The 15466-nt window shown below is 54.3% G+C and carries 10 protein-coding genes; 8 read left to right on the top strand and 2 right to left on the bottom strand.

Annotation, left to right across the window (positions count from 1 at the left end):
• Positions 1-31: 31 nt before the first annotated feature.
• The 7 genes from IPJ96_11305 to IPJ96_11275 all read left to right on the top strand — a co-directional run bounded on the left by IPJ96_11305 (position 32) and on the right by IPJ96_11275 (position 8823).
• Complete coding sequence (locus tag IPJ96_11305) at positions 32-1321, top strand: hypothetical protein (protein ID MBK7910921.1); 1290 nt, start codon at positions 32-34, stop codon at positions 1319-1321.
• Between the two features lie 114 nt (positions 1322-1435).
• Positions 1436-2086: a PorT family protein gene (locus IPJ96_11300; GenBank protein MBK7910920.1), complete on the top strand. Its 651-nt coding sequence runs from the start codon at positions 1436-1438 to the stop codon at positions 2084-2086.
• A 125-nt stretch (positions 2087-2211) separates the two neighbouring features.
• Positions 2212-3897 (top strand): L,D-transpeptidase family protein, encoded by a 1686-nt coding sequence (locus IPJ96_11295; protein MBK7910919.1) that lies wholly within the window; start codon positions 2212-2214, stop codon positions 3895-3897.
• Positions 3881-4333: an isoprenylcysteine carboxylmethyltransferase family protein gene (locus IPJ96_11290; GenBank protein ID MBK7910918.1), complete on the top strand. Its 453-nt coding sequence runs from the start codon at positions 3881-3883 to the stop codon at positions 4331-4333. The genes IPJ96_11295 and IPJ96_11290 overlap by 17 nt, the downstream gene beginning before the upstream one ends.
• 171 nt (positions 4334-4504) lie before the next feature.
• Complete coding sequence (locus IPJ96_11285; protein ID MBK7910917.1) at positions 4505-7219, top strand: valine--tRNA ligase; 2715 nt, start codon at positions 4505-4507, stop codon at positions 7217-7219.
• Positions 7220-7228: 9 nt separating this feature from the next.
• Positions 7229-8278, top strand: a complete 1050-nt coding sequence (locus IPJ96_11280) for an aminopeptidase (GenBank protein ID MBK7910916.1) — start codon at positions 7229-7231, stop codon at positions 8276-8278.
• Positions 8279-8421: 143 nt separating this feature from the next.
• Complete coding sequence (locus tag IPJ96_11275) at positions 8422-8823, top strand: hypothetical protein (protein MBK7910915.1); 402 nt, start codon at positions 8422-8424, stop codon at positions 8821-8823.
• Here IPJ96_11275 and IPJ96_11270 read toward each other — a convergent pair.
• Together IPJ96_11270 and IPJ96_11265 are read right to left on the bottom strand one after the other, a co-directional pair.
• Positions 8812-9948 (bottom strand): hypothetical protein, encoded by a 1137-nt coding sequence (locus tag IPJ96_11270; GenBank protein MBK7910914.1) that lies wholly within the window; start codon positions 9946-9948, stop codon positions 8812-8814. The genes IPJ96_11275 and IPJ96_11270 overlap by 12 nt on opposite strands.
• Positions 9949-9958: 10 nt before the next feature.
• Complete coding sequence (locus IPJ96_11265) at positions 9959-11878, bottom strand: hypothetical protein (GenBank protein ID MBK7910913.1); 1920 nt, start codon at positions 11876-11878, stop codon at positions 9959-9961.
• Between the two features lie 206 nt (positions 11879-12084).
• On the opposite strand from IPJ96_11265, the gene IPJ96_11260 reads away from it, so the two are divergent.
• Positions 12085-15465 carry a methylmalonyl-CoA mutase family protein gene (locus IPJ96_11260; GenBank protein ID MBK7910912.1) on the top strand — a complete coding sequence of 1127 codons (3381 nt, stop codon included), beginning with the start codon at positions 12085-12087 and terminating at the stop codon, positions 15463-15465.
• Position 15466 lies beyond the last annotated feature (1 nt).

Genomic DNA, 15466 nt, shown 5'->3' with positions numbered 1-15466 from the left:
GGTCGATTTTCCGGAACCCTTTGTACGTCGCATGCGGGCCTTACTCGGTGAGGAGGCGGAATCCTTCTTTTCCGCCTTGCAATCACCGGCACCGGTCAGCTTGCGTCTGAATCAGGCAAAGCCGGTTGAGTCGTTTCGTGAAGAAAAAGAGGTTGCATGGTGCGCTGAAGGGCGGTTGCTCCTCCAGCGGCCATCCTTTACGCAGGACCCCTTGTTCCAGGCCGGCTGTTATTATGTGCAGGAAGCCAGTTCCATGTTTCTTGGGAGCGCATACCGGCAGCTTTTTGGTGCACGTGCTCCCGAACGTGTACTCGATCTATGCGCGGCGCCGGGAGGGAAGTCGACTCATTTGCGCAGCCTGCTGCCAGCCCAAAGTCTCCTGGTTTCGAATGAACTCATTGCTTCCCGCAATCAGATCCTTGTTCAAAATCTCGTGAAGTGGGGGAGTCCGGGAATTGTTGTCACGCAATCGGACCCGGAACAATTCCGGCGCCTGCCGGACTATTTTGACCTGGTGGTTGTCGATGCGCCCTGCAGCGGAGAAGGCTTGTTTCGAAAGGATCCTGCCGCCATCGACGAATGGAGTGAAAACGCGGTGGAGGCTTGCGCGATCAGGCAAACAACCATTCTAGCTTCGGCCTGGGAAGCATTGGCGCCGGGAGGAGTATTATTCTATTCGACCTGTACCTATGAGCCCGCGGAGAACGAAGAACAGGTGGAGCGCTTGCGGAAATTGGGCGCGGAAATCCTTCAGTTGCAGGCACCGCAGGGAGTCGACGAGCGTTCCGGATGTCTGCGTTTTTATCCGCATCGTATAGCCGGCGAAGGATTTTTCTTCTGCGCGCTGCGCAAAACGGAGGGATCCGTGACGCAACGGCCACGGCCAGGTAAGTCAGGAATTCAAGTAGTTCAGGATCCTCGTTGTGCAGCTTACCTGCAGCCTGTCGATCAGTGGCAGGCATTTCGGGTCGGACCCCATCTGCATGCAATAGCGCAACGGTTTGTCGGCGCCTTGCATGAACTGGCTGCCGGGCTTACGATTCGCTATGCGGGAGTCCGTGTCGGGGAAATCATGGGTGATCAATTGATTCCCGCCCCTGAACTAGCTTTCAGTACGGCCTTGTCGGATACTGTCAGGCGGATCGAATTGGATGATGCTCAAGCGATCTGCTTCCTGAAGGGTGAGGCATTGCGTTTTATCGGAGCATCGCCGGGCTGGTGTCTTATCACGACTTCCGGATACGGACTTGGTTGGGTGAAGGTGGTGGGCGATGGCCGCGCCAACAATCATTTCCCCAAGGGCTGGAGAATACGTCATTGAGCGGGCATTCATTGGAATCTCAACGGATTGCACCAGCGCTTCACTTCGGCTTCATGCGCTTCGGAGCAGGATGGCATGCGATTTTCATAGTGGCGGCAACCAAACCTCACAGCCATGAAAAGTTTCCTGCTTGCTTGCATTACGAGTATCGCTTTGTTGCTGGGCACCTCTTATAAGACTGTCAGCGCTCAGAATACTTCCAGTCCGTCGATTGGTATCAAAGGCGGACTGAATTATTCCTCCCTGAATTTTTCATTTACTGCATGGGACAAACCCAAGACCGGATATCATCTCGGCGCTTTCGTCAACTTGCCTTTGAGTGATCGTTTTTCCATCCAACCGGAGTTGCTGTATTCCACGAAAGGTACCCGGGTTCCCTATCGTATCACCGACTGGCTCGATGGTCAGGTCGCCCTGGATCTGCGCTATCTTGATTTACCTGTCATGGGACAAGTCAAACTCGGTCGGTTTGCGCACATCGAAGCCGGTCCGTATGCTTCGCTGCTCCTGGACGCCAATTTGAAACACGGCAGTACGATCCCGTTCCTGAATTTCAGCTATGACTTGCCGAATGATGTATTCTCCCGCCTGGACTATGGTCTTGCCGCTGGTGCCGGGATGGACCTTGGTCATTTTGGCGTAGGGGTTCGTTACAACTACGGCTTGGGGAAAGTAGAAGACGTGAAGCAACTGTTGGGAACGGATTTCACCATCACCAACGCCCGTAACACTACCTGGCAATTATCGGTTACTTATCGTTTCTGATCATCAGGATAATTCGTTACAAAGTCCGGAAAAACAACTCCGGACTTTGCTATTTTCACCCGGTATATCACAGGATAATGATTGGCAGGCACGATCAACGGACGATAGGTATTTCGAGTTTGAGCTTGTTGGTCGTCGTTCTGCTCCTTTCATCCTGTCATCGGCACACGGAAGAAAAAGCGCGTTCGGTACCCGATACCACCGGCCTCGCCGTCTTAAAGAAGACAGATCTCTTTACCGATAGTTCATTTGTCGAATCATGGCTGGGTGCTCAGCGGGTTGACTCCTTAGCACGAATCGCCACGCGGGAATTTTATTACCAACGCTATTACCGATTTGCCTGGTTCACACCCGAAGGCCCTTCGGAACGTGCACGGGCCTTTTTGAATGCCATACAACAGGCGGCTGCGTCCGCAACTACTGAAGACACCGCTTCATGGTCGGCCATGACGGTGTACGCGGACAGCCTATTGTCTTCGTGGAGTCCTGATTCAATTGATGCGAGCCGGGATATCGGCATGACTGCCTTGTATTTCTCCTATACCCATCGGGAGTTCGAAGGGTTGCCGGAAGAGGACCTGCAACGTCTGGAATGGTTTATCCCCCGCAAGAAGGTTGACTGGGTGCAGATGCTCGACTCGTCGATTCGCAGCGCCGGGGTAGCGGTACCCTGGCAGGGGCCGATGTTTCACCAGTATGATCGGTTGATCCGGGTTCTGGCATCCTATCGGTCCATACGCGCATCCGGCGGATGGCAATTGGTAGATCCGGTTGTGCTAATGGCGCGGGTAGGGGATGCGGACAGCAGCATTGCTCAATTGAGAAAGCGCCTGCTTCAATCAGACGATTTGCAGGATACCAGTACGTCGGATCTTTACGATGACGCTCTCGCTTTGGCGATAAAACGATTTCGATTACGCCATGGCCTGAATGGTGAAGCGAAATTGGATAGCGCGACCTTACGATTGCTCAACTTACCAGTCGATTCCGGTATTCGCACCATCCTGCTGAACCTTGAGCGATGCCGGTGGGTTCCGGAAGACCCGATTGGTCGGCACCTGGTCGTCAATATCCCCGCGTTTCGATTGTATGCGTTCAGTGATTCGGGATTTGCCTGGAGCACGCGGGTGATCGTGGGGAAAGTCGGCACGGCAACGACCATCTTTACCGGTTCGATCCGAACCCTGGTGCTGAATCCGACCTGGACAGTCCCGCGTAAGATCGTGTATGAAGAAATCATTCCGGCGCAACGGGCGAATGCGGATTACCTTACCCGAAATAAAATGGACCTTTTCCGCCCGGCATACTTGAGCCATCCCGTGAATCCGAAGAAAATAGACTGGAAAAAGGCCGGACCTGGAAGCTTCCCTTATATCGTCCGACAGCGCTCGGGAAGTTGGAATGCGCTCGGTCGTTACAAGTTCCTCTTTCCAAACTCGTACGATATTTACCTGCACGATACGCCATCCCGTCAGTTGTTCGAGCGGTCCGAGCGTACCTTCAGTCATGGCTGCATACGAGTAGCACAACCCGAACGACTGGCCCGTTTCGTCCTTAGCGGAGATTCCTTGTGGACGGAGGAACGACTCGCCGGGGAATTGGATCTGGGTAAGGAGCGTTTCATACCGCTCTTGAATAAGGTGCCGGTCAGCATTGTTTATTTTACATCCTGGGTGGATGAAGACGGCATTCTCCAGGAACGTGAAGATATTTATGGCCATGACCGGAAGTTGGCAGACGTTCTCTTCAAGTCTACCGATTTCGCGCCATCAGATTCAAATCTTGTCCTGTTACATGAAAGCAGGGAATAGCCACATGCGAACGACCGGTTGGGTCTTGGTTGTCTTGCAGTTCGCGCTGCTTCTTGCCATGATTATTCACGCACCCTACCTGCCGTCGGGCGTCTGGCGATACGTGTTCGGGTTGGGTGTACTGCTCGGTCTTTGGGCTGTTATCGTAATCCCTCCGCAATCCCTTCGCATTCATCCCGAGCCCGCGACGGATGCGAAGCTTGTTCGTCGGGGGCCCTATCGAGTGATCCGTCATCCGATGTATGCGGCGCTGTTGTTGGTTGGTATTTCCTGGGCGTCAGACCATCCTTCGTTCTCCCGATGGATGCTTTACGTATTGCTCTTGCTGGTGCTGGTTACGAAAATGAAGTTGGAGGAGCGGATCCTGAGCAACAGGTTTGCTGCATATCAGGAGTATCAACGATCCTCGTGGAAGCTCGTGCCATTTATCTGGTAATTGCGCGAGTTTCTGAACGATTTCACCTGCTGTTAAAACCGAATGGGTTGTTTGTAAACGCAGGTAGAATCTTCGAATCCCCTGAATGGACGGGCTCTCCCTTTCCGGTCTTACATTGGGCTGAATCCTTACACTGAAAATGCGTAAATTTGGCCTTTCTCCCCGCATTCAATGGAAATTTCAAAGACATACGCGCCTTCCCAGGTAGAAGATAAGTGGTACCGTTACTGGATGGATAAGGGCTTCTTCCGGAGTATTCCGGATGAGCGTGAACCTTATACGATCGTGATCCCCCCGCCCAACGTAACGGGCGTTTTGCACATGGGGCATATGTTGAACAACACGATCCAGGACGTGCTGATCCGGCGCGCCCGCATGTTGGGCTTCAATGCATGTTGGGTGCCGGGAACGGACCATGCTTCGATTGCGACGGAAGCGAAAGTCGTGGCGATGTTGCGCGAAAAGGGAATCAAGAAGAGCGACCTGAGCCGTGATGAGTTCCTGAAGCATGCCTGGGAATGGAAAGAGAAGTACGGTGGCATCATCCTCGAACAGTTGAAGAAGCTGGGCGCTTCCTGCGACTGGGACCGCACGCGTTTTACCATGGAGGACGACCTGAGTGACGCGGTCATCTCCGTTTTCATCGACCTCTACAACAAAGGGCATATCTATCGCGGTGTCCGAATGGTCAATTGGGACCCGCAGGGAAAAACAGCACTCAGCGACGAGGAGGTCATTCACAAAGAAGTGAATTCGCGTTTGTATCATGTCCGGTATCCGGTCATCGATGCGGCGCTCGCGGAGGAACTCAAATCGTCAAATTCAGCATGGACCATTGCCGACGACGGTTGGCAGGTAACGGTCAATGGACGTACGCACAATGGCGATGGATTCATTACCATCGCGACCGTCCGCCCGGAGACGATCCTGGGCGATACGGGCGTATGCGTCCACCCCGATGACCCGCGCTATACCCACTTGCGTGGTATGTTCGCGGTCATTCCGATGGTGAACCGCCCGGTTCCTTTCATCTTCGATGATTACATCGACATGGAGTTCGGTACGGGGGCGCTGAAGGTGACGCCTGCTCACGATATCAACGACTACAACCTGGGTGTGAAGTATGGGCTCGAAGTGATCGATACCATCAACGACGACGGTACCATGAGTGCCGCGGCTCGCTTTTATGTCGGGGAAGACCGGTTTGTGGTTCGCAAAAAGATCGCCAAAGATCTCGAAGCATCCGGTCATCTTGTCAAGGCGGAAGATTACAGGAATAAGGTCGGCTACAGCGAGCGGACTGACGCCGTCATCGAGCCGAAATTATCGATGCAGTGGTTCCTCCGGATGGAGCAGGTCTCGAAGCCGGCCCTGGACAATGTGCTTAACGGCAACATCCAGCTCATCCCGGAAAAGTTCATCAATACCTACCGGCATTGGATGGAGAATGTCCGCGACTGGTGTATTTCGCGCCAGTTGTGGTGGGGACAACGTATTCCGGCCTGGTACTCTCCTGACGGAACCGATTTCGTCGTCTGTAAGACGGAAACCGAAGCGATCAGGTTGTTTGAAACGAAGGGGAAGAAATTCGGGACGGGGCAACTCAGGCAGGATGAAGACGTCTTGGACACCTGGTTCTCCAGTTGGCTGTGGCCGATCAGTGTATTCGACGGCTTCAAAGATCCCGACAACAAAGACATTCAATACTATTACCCCACCAACGACCTGGTGACTGCCCCGGAGATCCTGTTCTTCTGGGTAGCGCGGATGATCATTGCCGGTTATGAGTACCGGGGCGAGAAACCTTTTACGAATGTTTACCTGACCGGCATTGTGCGTGACAAGCTGGGACGGAAAATGTCGAAGTCGTTGGGTAATTCTCCTGACCCGCTCAATCTGATCGCCAACTACGGCGCCGACGGAGTTCGTGTCGGAATGTTGCTTTCTTCGCCAGCCGGTAACGATCTACTGTTCGACGAGTCCTTGTGTGAGCAGGGGCGCAATTTTGCGAACAAGGTTTGGAACGCTTTCCGGTTGGTGCAGGGCTGGCAGGTGGATGGCAGCCTGAAGCAACCAGCGGAGTCCGCTGCTGCTGTTGCCTGGTTCAAGGAGCGATTCCTGGAACAATTGCAGTTGTTGAACGACCATTATGCGAAGTACCGCATGAGTGACGCGCTCATGTGTACCTATAAACTGATCTGGGACGACTTCTGTGCCTGGTACCTGGAGATTGTGAAACCCGCCATGGGAACCGGAATGGATGTTCAGACTCACCAAGCGACGGTCGGATTCTTCGAGGAGTTGCTCAAGGTGTTGCACCCGTGGATGCCTTTCATTACCGAAGAACTGTATCATCATTTGGGAGAACGTTCGGGTAGCGATTGCATCATTGTGAGCGCATGGCCCAAATCAGGAACGTTTGATACGGACCTGTTGGGTGCATTCGCCAGCGCGCAGGAAACCATTACCCAGGTCCGCAATCTTCGGAAGACCCGGAACATCCCGTTCAAGGATCCACTGCGTTTGCTTCGCCGGTCTGAGCAAACCATCGACAGCCGCTTTGATGCGGTGATCATCAAGATGGCCAACTTGGAATCGCTGGAGTCGACGGACGATAAAGTTGCCGGCGCCTTGAGCTTCCTGGTTGGAAAGATCGAATGTTTCCTGCCTGTTTCCGGTGGCATTGATGTAGAAGCTGAAAAGCAGCGATTGCTGAAAGAATTGGATTACAACAAAGGCTTCCTGAAATCGGTTCAGGCGAAACTGGCCAATCAGCGCTTCGTCGAGAATGCCAAGCCGGAAGTGGTCGAGGTGGAGCGACGGAAGCAAAGTGACGCGGAAGCCAAGATCCGCGCCATTGAGGAGCAACTGGCCGCTTTGGGTTAATACTGATCGATGATGAATATTCGAACGACCATCGGCAGGATCATCGAGCTGATGGTCGTTTTACTTTTTTTGCTGGCTATCTGGTATCACCAACTGTTGGGCTACGGATGGATGCAGTTGCGCGGTCAGTTGTCCATCGTGTGGAATGCGCGTAGCGTTGATGAAGTGTTGGCAGATCCGACAACACCTGACAGCGTCAAAGCTCAGTTGACTTATATCCATGCAGTCAGACGCTTTGCCATCGACTCGCTGGGATTGCGCGATACCAGGAACTATACCACCTACTACGACCAGCACGGTCAGCCGTTGTTGTGGGTCCTGACGGCCAGTGAAGTCTTTCGTATCCGGCCTTACCAATGGAAATTCCCGGTAGTGGGTACGGTGTCCTATAAAGGGTTCTTTCGAAAGGAAGTCGGCGAGCGTGAAGCGCGGCTGTTGGAGGAGAGCGGGTTCGACATCGACTACGGCGAAGTGGGAGCATGGAGCACGTTGGGGTGGTTCAGGGATCCGATCCTCTCCGGAATGCTGAGGCGTGGACAAGGAAGATTGGCGGAGCTGATCATTCATGAAATGACGCATGCCACCCTGTATGTTCCGGGCGAGGTCGATTTCAATGAGAACCTGGCGAGTTTCATTGGCGAAGAAGGGGCGAAGCGATTTCTAAACGCCCACTTCGGCGCGGAGGCGCCAGAGACCATTCGGTATCTTGATTTCCTGCATGATTACAATGCACTGGCCCGTCACCTGGTGCGTGGTACCGAATGGCTGGATTCAGTTTATCAGACCCGAGAATTTTACAAATGGGGAATCGCGGAAAAGCAGTTGTTGAAACGCGACATGATCGATTCGGTGCTGAGTGCATTGGATACCGTGACCGTTCATGATACGCTCCGGGCTAAACGGCGGTTTTCCGGTACTCGTCCGAACAATGCCTACTTTTTAAATTATATCCGGTATGATGCGATGAAAGATTCGCTGGATCGCGTATTTCGGATGCAATTCGGGAGTGATTTTGCTGCCTTTCTGGATTTTCAACGGGAACGATACGCCGTTCAATGAAGTCTGCCGCTTCAATAAATAAATCCAAAGGAGTATCGGGAGCAGGGCTTATTGACCGATTACTAGCTGAACGTCATTCGTTGCAGCAAACGGAACGGATCGCGCGGGAGATCGGGGAAAGTTCCCTGTTGTTTGGGTCGTTAATGCGCCGCTATCTCGGCGAAGATCCCGTTCTCTCGCAACGTGCCGCCTGGGTAATGAGCAAGGTGGCTTGTCGTCATCCCGGCTTGATGCGTCCCTGGTGGAAGAAGGCCTTGCAGCGGTCCCGCCGGCCCTGTCATGATGCGATCAGGCGGAATCTATTGAAAGTGCTTGAATGCTCGGGTGTACCGGAGGCGCTTGAATCCGAAGTACTGGAGGCCTGTCTGGGCTGGTTAGCAGATCGTTCACAACCCATTGCGGTACATGCTTACGCGTTGACCATTGTACACGCCATGGTGCAACGTTACCCGGAACTGGAAGGAGAATTCAAAGCCGTCGCCGGTTTGCTTCGGGAAAAGGCGAGTCCCGGGTTACGAAGTCGGCTGCGCAAGCTAGGACTCTGACCGGAGTTCCTGCTGGTAAACCCTGTACCGTTTATATACGACGGCGCCAAGCCGTTCCATTTCCGCGCGCATGCGGGTGTTCGATTCGAGGATCAGGTGGCTGTCGATGCACGTCAGTCCGCGCTTACGGGCACTTTCGAACAAGTTGATGCCCAGGACGGGCGTCAGTCCCCGTCCTTGAAAATCGGAGCGGACCGCACCCAGCAGCAAATCCAATTGTTGGGTTCTTTTCATGGACTGCAAGAGGTGCAGAAAGCCGAATGGCAACAGACGACCCCTTGCTTTGCGCAAGCCTTCGCTGAAATCCGGAACCGCGATGACGAAGGCTACCGGCGCGGCATGATCGTCGACGATCATCTTGACAAGTTCGGGTTTCAGGAGTGGTAGGTATTGCGCGGCCAGCTTGCGCATCTCCGCTTCACTCATGGTCTGGAAGCCGAGCAGATCCTTGTAGGTCTCGTTTACGAGTCGAAGCACGGGTACGATGAACGGTTTGAGCGAAGCACGTTTGGAAAAAGACAGTACGCGCAGGCGACTGTTGCGAAGCGTTCGTTCCGCGATACGCCGGTAGAGGTCCGGAACCGACTGAGGAATCTCCAGTTGGTACACCAGGCAATCGATCAGCTTCGTCATGCCTTCGCCTTCCAACATTGGTGGCAGGAAATCCGGATTCGTCGCGGTCGCGATCACGGGCAGGTGTTCGAATCCTTCCAACTGCAGGCCCTGCGGGTCTTTGTCGGAAAGCCCAAACGGTCCTATCAGGCGTTGCATGCCGCGCTCCTTGCACCAGTCTCGGATCGCTTGCAACAGGGTATGGACAACCATCGGGTCGTTGATGGCCTCGAGTTGGTAAAATCGACCGGTCTTTTCCTTTTTGCGGCTGTTGTACTCATGGTGGATGATTCCCATGATCCTACCAACGGCCCGGTTGCCCACATAGGCCAGGTAGCGGATCGTGTCGCACTGCTGGAGCGCCGGATTTTTCTTCGGATCGTGGAAGCTGAACTCATCCGACCAGACCGGGGGCACAAAATTGGGACGCGTATTGATGATCTCGGGAAGCAGCACATACGTCCTCAATTCCTGCTGCGTAGTGACGGGGACCAGTCGTATTGCCTGAGTCATACGGTTCTAATCAATATGCGCCTCCCGGCCTGCGGTTGCGAAGGCGGGGATCATCCGGGAAAGACGGCAGCGAGTCCGGCAATGCGGTAGTGCCGCTGGTGTCCGTCAGTGTCTGCAGGAACGCGATGAGGTGTTGTTGTTCTTCTTCCGTCAGGTTGAGCGGTTCAGGGTCGAGTGTCGGCTCCGGATCCAGCATACCCAAGCCCGCGCCTCCGCCGCGATTGTAGAATGCGATCACTTCTTCCAGCGTTTCATAGACGCCCTGGTGCATGTAAGGAGCCGTCAGGGCGATGTTGCGTAAGGTCGGTGTCTTGAAAGCGCCTTTGAAACCTTTCAGGTCGAGAAAGCCGGCACGCCCGGGATCGGGATCGGGGCGGGCGTGCGCAGGGTCGGAAGTGGCAGGAACATTGAGCACTTCGGCTTCCGATTCCCAGTAGTCGGGTGGAACAGTTCCGTTGAAAAGCGGAACGAAATGACAGCTGGCGCAACGGCCTTTGCCAACGAAGAGGTTGAATCCTGAAATCGCTTCGGATGGTAGCTGGCTTTCTCCGCGCATGGCAAGATCGAATTCCGAGTTCAAGGCAATCAACCGGCGTTCGTATTCCGCGATGGCCAGCACGATGGATGCCGGTGTGATAAGGGTGTCTTCGGAACCGGCAAAGGCTTTGCGAAATAACTCACGGTAGCCTGGTGAGCCCTGAAGTTTTTCCGCGATCACGGAAGCATCGCCATGCATTTCTTCGGAGTTGTTCAGGACCTCTCCCGCCTGGTTTTCGGGATTGACTACGCGCAGGTCGAAGAACAGGCTTTGCTGCAGCATTGCATTGATGAGGGTGGGGGCGTTGCGGCGTAAAACCGATCCATGCTGAACACCGTGACTGGTGAGTTGTCCATCCGTAAAGGCTTTGTCGGGCTGGTGGCAACTCGCGCAACTGCGTTCATTGTTGGATGAAAGCGCCGGATCGAAAAATAGCATACGACCGATTGCAGCCAGCAGCTCGTGGTCGCCTTCGTGCTTTGCCGGCATGAACTTGTCCAGCAGGAAAGCGTTGCGGTCGAACACGGATCGAACGGCCGGGTTGACCGGGTCAGTCGAATCCCAGTCGGGAAAGCGGGTGATGAGGTAGCGGGAAAACGCGTCGCTCAGCGGAAGGAAGCATTGCGTATAGAGTGTGTAGTAGTCGGGCTCCGAATCTTTGCCGGATGATCGAAGTGTCCGCGCTGCAGTAGCGAGTTGGGCGACGAAATTCTTCAGGGCAAGCCGGGAACCTTCGAATTCCGGTTGGGTCAAAAGCGAAAGTCGTCTTGCCTGTTCATCCAGTGTTCGTGCGGCCTCTTCGAACGCGATCCGGCTGACCGGCGTTTCCATCTGGGTGAGGCCGGTGAGAAACAGTCGCAAGAGTTGGCGGTGGCATAGGCGCAGGTAGCTTCGCTCGCTGGAATATTCATTCGTCGCATGCAGTTTCAGGCGCTGCACCAGGTTCCTGATCGACTCGAATTGTGCCTGCAATTCTTTTCGACGTTGCGGTCCGGCTGAATCGAAAAGCGCAGGTTCGAGTGCTTGTAAGCCTGCCGGTGGTAAGATGGGTGCAAACGCTTCCTCTTCTTCCGGACGCTCGAGCGGGGGGCCGTTCCAGCGTTTGAAAAGTTTCCGGTCGGTTAACAACAACCATTCTTCCAGCAACCTGAAATGAACGCGAACGTCGATCCATCGTTCCCGAAGTAGGCTATCCCGGATCGGGTCGTCAGATCGAAGGGCAGTCTTACGAAGTTCGGCCAGGGATTTCTCCAAAGCCATGACGTCACTGTTGCGCAGCGATACGAGGGTTTGCGTATCGAACTCCGGCAGGGAGGAAGATGGAGGTTGCCAACTGAATCCCATCAAGATGATCAGTAGGACGGGTATTAGCCAGGTAAAACGAAACTGCATAGGATTCCCGCTTGAATTTAGGGAAATGAATCCGATGAAGAAGGGTGAAAAGTCATTCGAAGGAATCAGCCTTGTCCGTGAAAATAGCATCAAGGGCTGTCGGTCTGTAAACAACTGGTAATTAGCACCCTAGAACTGGCTTGGCCCGGCTAAACGGAACAAAAGGTTAGCCCCGGAGTTTTATCTTTGCGAGATTACCCCGAAGTATGAAAAAGCCGACCGTTTACGTTCCCCAGAATAAGATCCGGATTGTTACCGCTGCCTCGCTTTTTGACGGGCACGATGCCGCTATCAACATCATGCGCCGGATCATTCAAAGCAGTGGCGCGGAAGTGATTCACCTGGGTCACGATCGTTCGGTTCAGGAAGTGGTCGATTGCGCGATCCAGGAGGACGTGCAGGCGATCGCCATGACCAGCTATCAGGGCGGACATATTGAGTACTTCAAGTACATGTATGACCTGTTGAAGGAAAAGGGCTGCGGACACATCAAGATTTTCGGTGGGGGCGGCGGTGTCATTCTTCCGGAAGAGATCAGTGAACTGCATGCATACGGCATCACCCGGATCTATTCACCGGACGACGGTCGCTCGATGGGCTTGCAGGGCATGATCAACGACCTGCTGAAGCAGTGTGATTTCCCCACTGGCATTAACCTGAATGGAGAAGTGAAGCGCTTGGGAGAACGTGAGCCGCGCGTGGTGGCGAAACTGATCTCTTGTGCCGAGAATAATCCGGACGAGTTTAGCAAGGTACATCGGGATCTCGATAAACTCGTCGGCTCGAAGAAGGTGCCGGTACTGGGCATTACCGGAACGGGAGGCGCGGGGAAATCATCGCTTGTCGACGAGTTGGTCCGACGATTTCTCATCGACTTTTCGGATAAAACCATCGCCATCGTTTCGGTGGACCCTTCCAAGCGCAAGACCGGCGGTGCCCTGCTGGGCGATCGTATCCGGATGAATTCCATTCATCACCCGCGCGTGTACATGCGTTCACTGGCCACCCGCCAGTCGAATCTGGCCTTGTCGAAATACGTCAAGGACGCAGTCGACATCCTGAAGGCGGCCCAATACGATCTCATTATCCTGGAGACATCCGGTATCGGACAAAGCGATACCGAGATCCTGGATCATTCGGATGTTTCCTTGTACGTGATGACACCGGAGTATGGCGCCGCATCGCAGTTGGAAAAGATCGATATGCTCGACTTCGCCGACGTGATCGCGTTGAACAAGTTCGACAAGCGCGGCGCGCTCGACGCGTTGCGCGACGTCAAGAAGCAATATCAGCGGAACCATCAGTTGTGGGACCAGGATCCGGAAGCGATGCCGGTTTTCGGGACGATCGCTTCGCAGTTCAACGATCCGGGAATGAACCGGCTTTACCGCAAACTGATCGACAAGTTGAACGAAAAACTGGAAGCGGGATTCGAGAGCAAGTTCGAGATCACCGGAGAGATGTCGGAGAAGATCTACATCATTCCTCCGGCACGAACCCGTTACCTGAGCGAGATCAGCGAATCGATCCGCAACTACAATCAATGGGTGAAAGACCAGGCGGACATCGCGCAGCGGCTGTTTGCCATCCGGAAATCACTGGAAACCCTGGATGCTTCGGATCTCGCGGAGAAGGCTCCCGTTAAATTGGCGCTTGACAAACTGTACGAGCAGACCGAGTTGAAGCTCGACGGACAGAACAAGAAGGCACTGCAGGAATGGCCCCGGAAGGTCCAGCAGTTCCGGGATGAAGTCTATACCTACAAAGTCCGCGACAAGGAAGTCAAGGTGAAGACCTTTACCGAATCCCTGTCGAGGACACACATTCCCAAGATCGCCACGCCGAAATTTGAAGCCTGGGGTGAAGTATTGCGTTGGAGCCTGCAGGAGAATTTTCCGGGCGAGTTTCCTTTTACCGCGGGGGTGTACCCCTTCAAGCGGACGGAAGAAGATCCCACGCGCATGTTCGCCGGCGAAGGCGGACCTGAGCGTACCAACCGTCGTTTCCATTATGTGAGCAAGGGAATGCCTGCCAAGCGGTTGTCGACAGCATTCGACTCGGTGACTCTTTACGGTCACGATCCTGATTATCGCCCGGATATTTACGGTAAGATCGGTAACAGCGGCGTGTCCATCTGTTGCCTGGATGATGCGAAGAAGCTGTACAGCGGATTCAATCTTGCCGATCCGAAGACATCGGTATCGATGACCATCAACGGTCCTGCTGCGATCCTCACCGGCTTTTTCATGAACGCCGCGATCGATCAGCAGTGCGAACTGTACATCCGGCAGCACGGACTTGAGCAGGAAGTGGAGGCGAAGATCCGGGCGATCTACGCGGCAGCCGGCACGGCTCGACCGGCTTACCAGGGGCCGTTGCCCGAAGGTAACGACGGTCTGGGCCTGATGTTGCTGGGCGTGACGGGTGACCAGGTCTTGCCGAAGGAAGTGTACGATAAGATCAAGGCCCACACCGTGCAAGTCGTGCGCGGTACGGTGCAGGCGGATATTCTCAAAGAAGACCAGGCGCAGAATACCTGTATTTTCTCGACAGAATTTTCGCTTCGCCTCATGGGCGACGTGCAACAGTATTTTATCGAGAAAAAAGTGCGGAATTTTTATTCCGTTTCCATATCCGGCTACCACATTGCCGAAGCGGGCGCCAATCCGATCACCCAACTGGCCTTTACGCTCGCGAATGGATTCACCTATGTGGAGTATTACCGTTCGCGCGGGATGGACATCAACGCGTTCGCGCCGAACCTGAGTTTCTTTTTCAGCAACGGGATCGATCCGGAATACGCGGTGATCGGTCGGGTTGCACGCAGGATTTGGGCGAAGGCGATGAAGCAGAAGTACGGAGCCGACGAGCGATCGCAGTTGCTCAAGTATCACATTCAGACTTCCGGCCGCTCTCTGCATGCGCAGGAGATCGACTTCAACGACATCCGGACCACGCTGCAGGCCTTGTATGCCATCTATGACAACTGCAACAGCCTTCACACCAACGCCTACGACGAAGCCATCACGACGCCTACGGAGGAAAGCGTTCGTCGGGCCATGGCGATCCAGCTGATCATCAATAAAGAACTGGGCCTTGCCAAGAATGAGAACCCGATGCAGGGTTCGTTCATCATCGAAGAGTTGACGGATCTCGTCGAGGAGGCGGTGATGGCCGAGTTCGATCGCATCACGGAACGTGGCGGCGTCTTGGGCGCTATGGAGACCATGTACCAGCGCGGCAAGATCCAGGAGGAGAGTCTTTACTATGAGACCCTGAAGCATACCGGCGAGTTCCCGATCATCGGCGTGAACACCTTCCTGTCCTCGAAAGGATCGCCGACCGTCATACCGGCTGAAGTGATCCGGGCAACGACGGAAGAGAAGGAGTACCAGATCAGCATGTTGAAAGACCTCCACGCGCGAAATGAAAAGAAGGCGGGCGATCAACTGAAGAGCCTGCAACTGGCGGCCGTTCAGAACAAGAACATGTTCTCCGAGCTGATGGAAGCAGTGAAGTATTGTTCCCTGGGACAGATCACCAAATCCCTTTTCGCCGTCGGCGGTCAGTACCGGCGCAACATGTGAT

Source organism: Bacteroidota bacterium (assembly GCA_016713765.1).
GTDB classification, from domain to species: Bacteria; Bacteroidota; Bacteroidia; order AKYH767-A; family 2013-40CM-41-45; genus Pollutiaquabacter; species Pollutiaquabacter aromativorans.
The sequence above is the reverse complement of the archived record's forward strand: the minus strand, read 5'-3'. Positions and strand labels throughout refer to the sequence as shown.

Excerpts from the sequence above, each read along its gene's own strand:
- IPJ96_11305 (MBK7910921.1), top strand. The coding sequence starts at position 32 with ATGCGGGCCTTACTCGGTGAGGAGGCGGAATCCTTCTTTTCCGCCTTG.
- IPJ96_11300 (MBK7910920.1), top strand. The coding sequence starts at position 1,436 with ATGAAAAGTTTCCTGCTTGCTTGCATTACGAGTATCGCTTTGTTGCTG.
- IPJ96_11290 (MBK7910918.1), top strand. The coding sequence starts at position 3,881 with ATGAAAGCAGGGAATAGCCACATGCGAACGACCGGTTGGGTCTTGGTT.
- IPJ96_11285 (MBK7910917.1), top strand. The coding sequence starts at position 4,505 with ATGGAAATTTCAAAGACATACGCGCCTTCCCAGGTAGAAGATAAGTGG.
- IPJ96_11280 (MBK7910916.1), top strand. The coding sequence starts at position 7,229 with ATGATGAATATTCGAACGACCATCGGCAGGATCATCGAGCTGATGGTC.
- IPJ96_11275 (MBK7910915.1), top strand. The coding sequence starts at position 8,422 with ATGCGCCGCTATCTCGGCGAAGATCCCGTTCTCTCGCAACGTGCCGCC.
- IPJ96_11270 (MBK7910914.1), bottom strand. The coding sequence starts at position 9,948 with ATGACTCAGGCAATACGACTGGTCCCCGTCACTACGCAGCAGGAATTG.
- IPJ96_11265 (MBK7910913.1), bottom strand. The coding sequence starts at position 11,878 with ATGCAGTTTCGTTTTACCTGGCTAATACCCGTCCTACTGATCATCTTG.
- IPJ96_11260 (MBK7910912.1), top strand. The coding sequence starts at position 12,085 with ATGAAAAAGCCGACCGTTTACGTTCCCCAGAATAAGATCCGGATTGTT.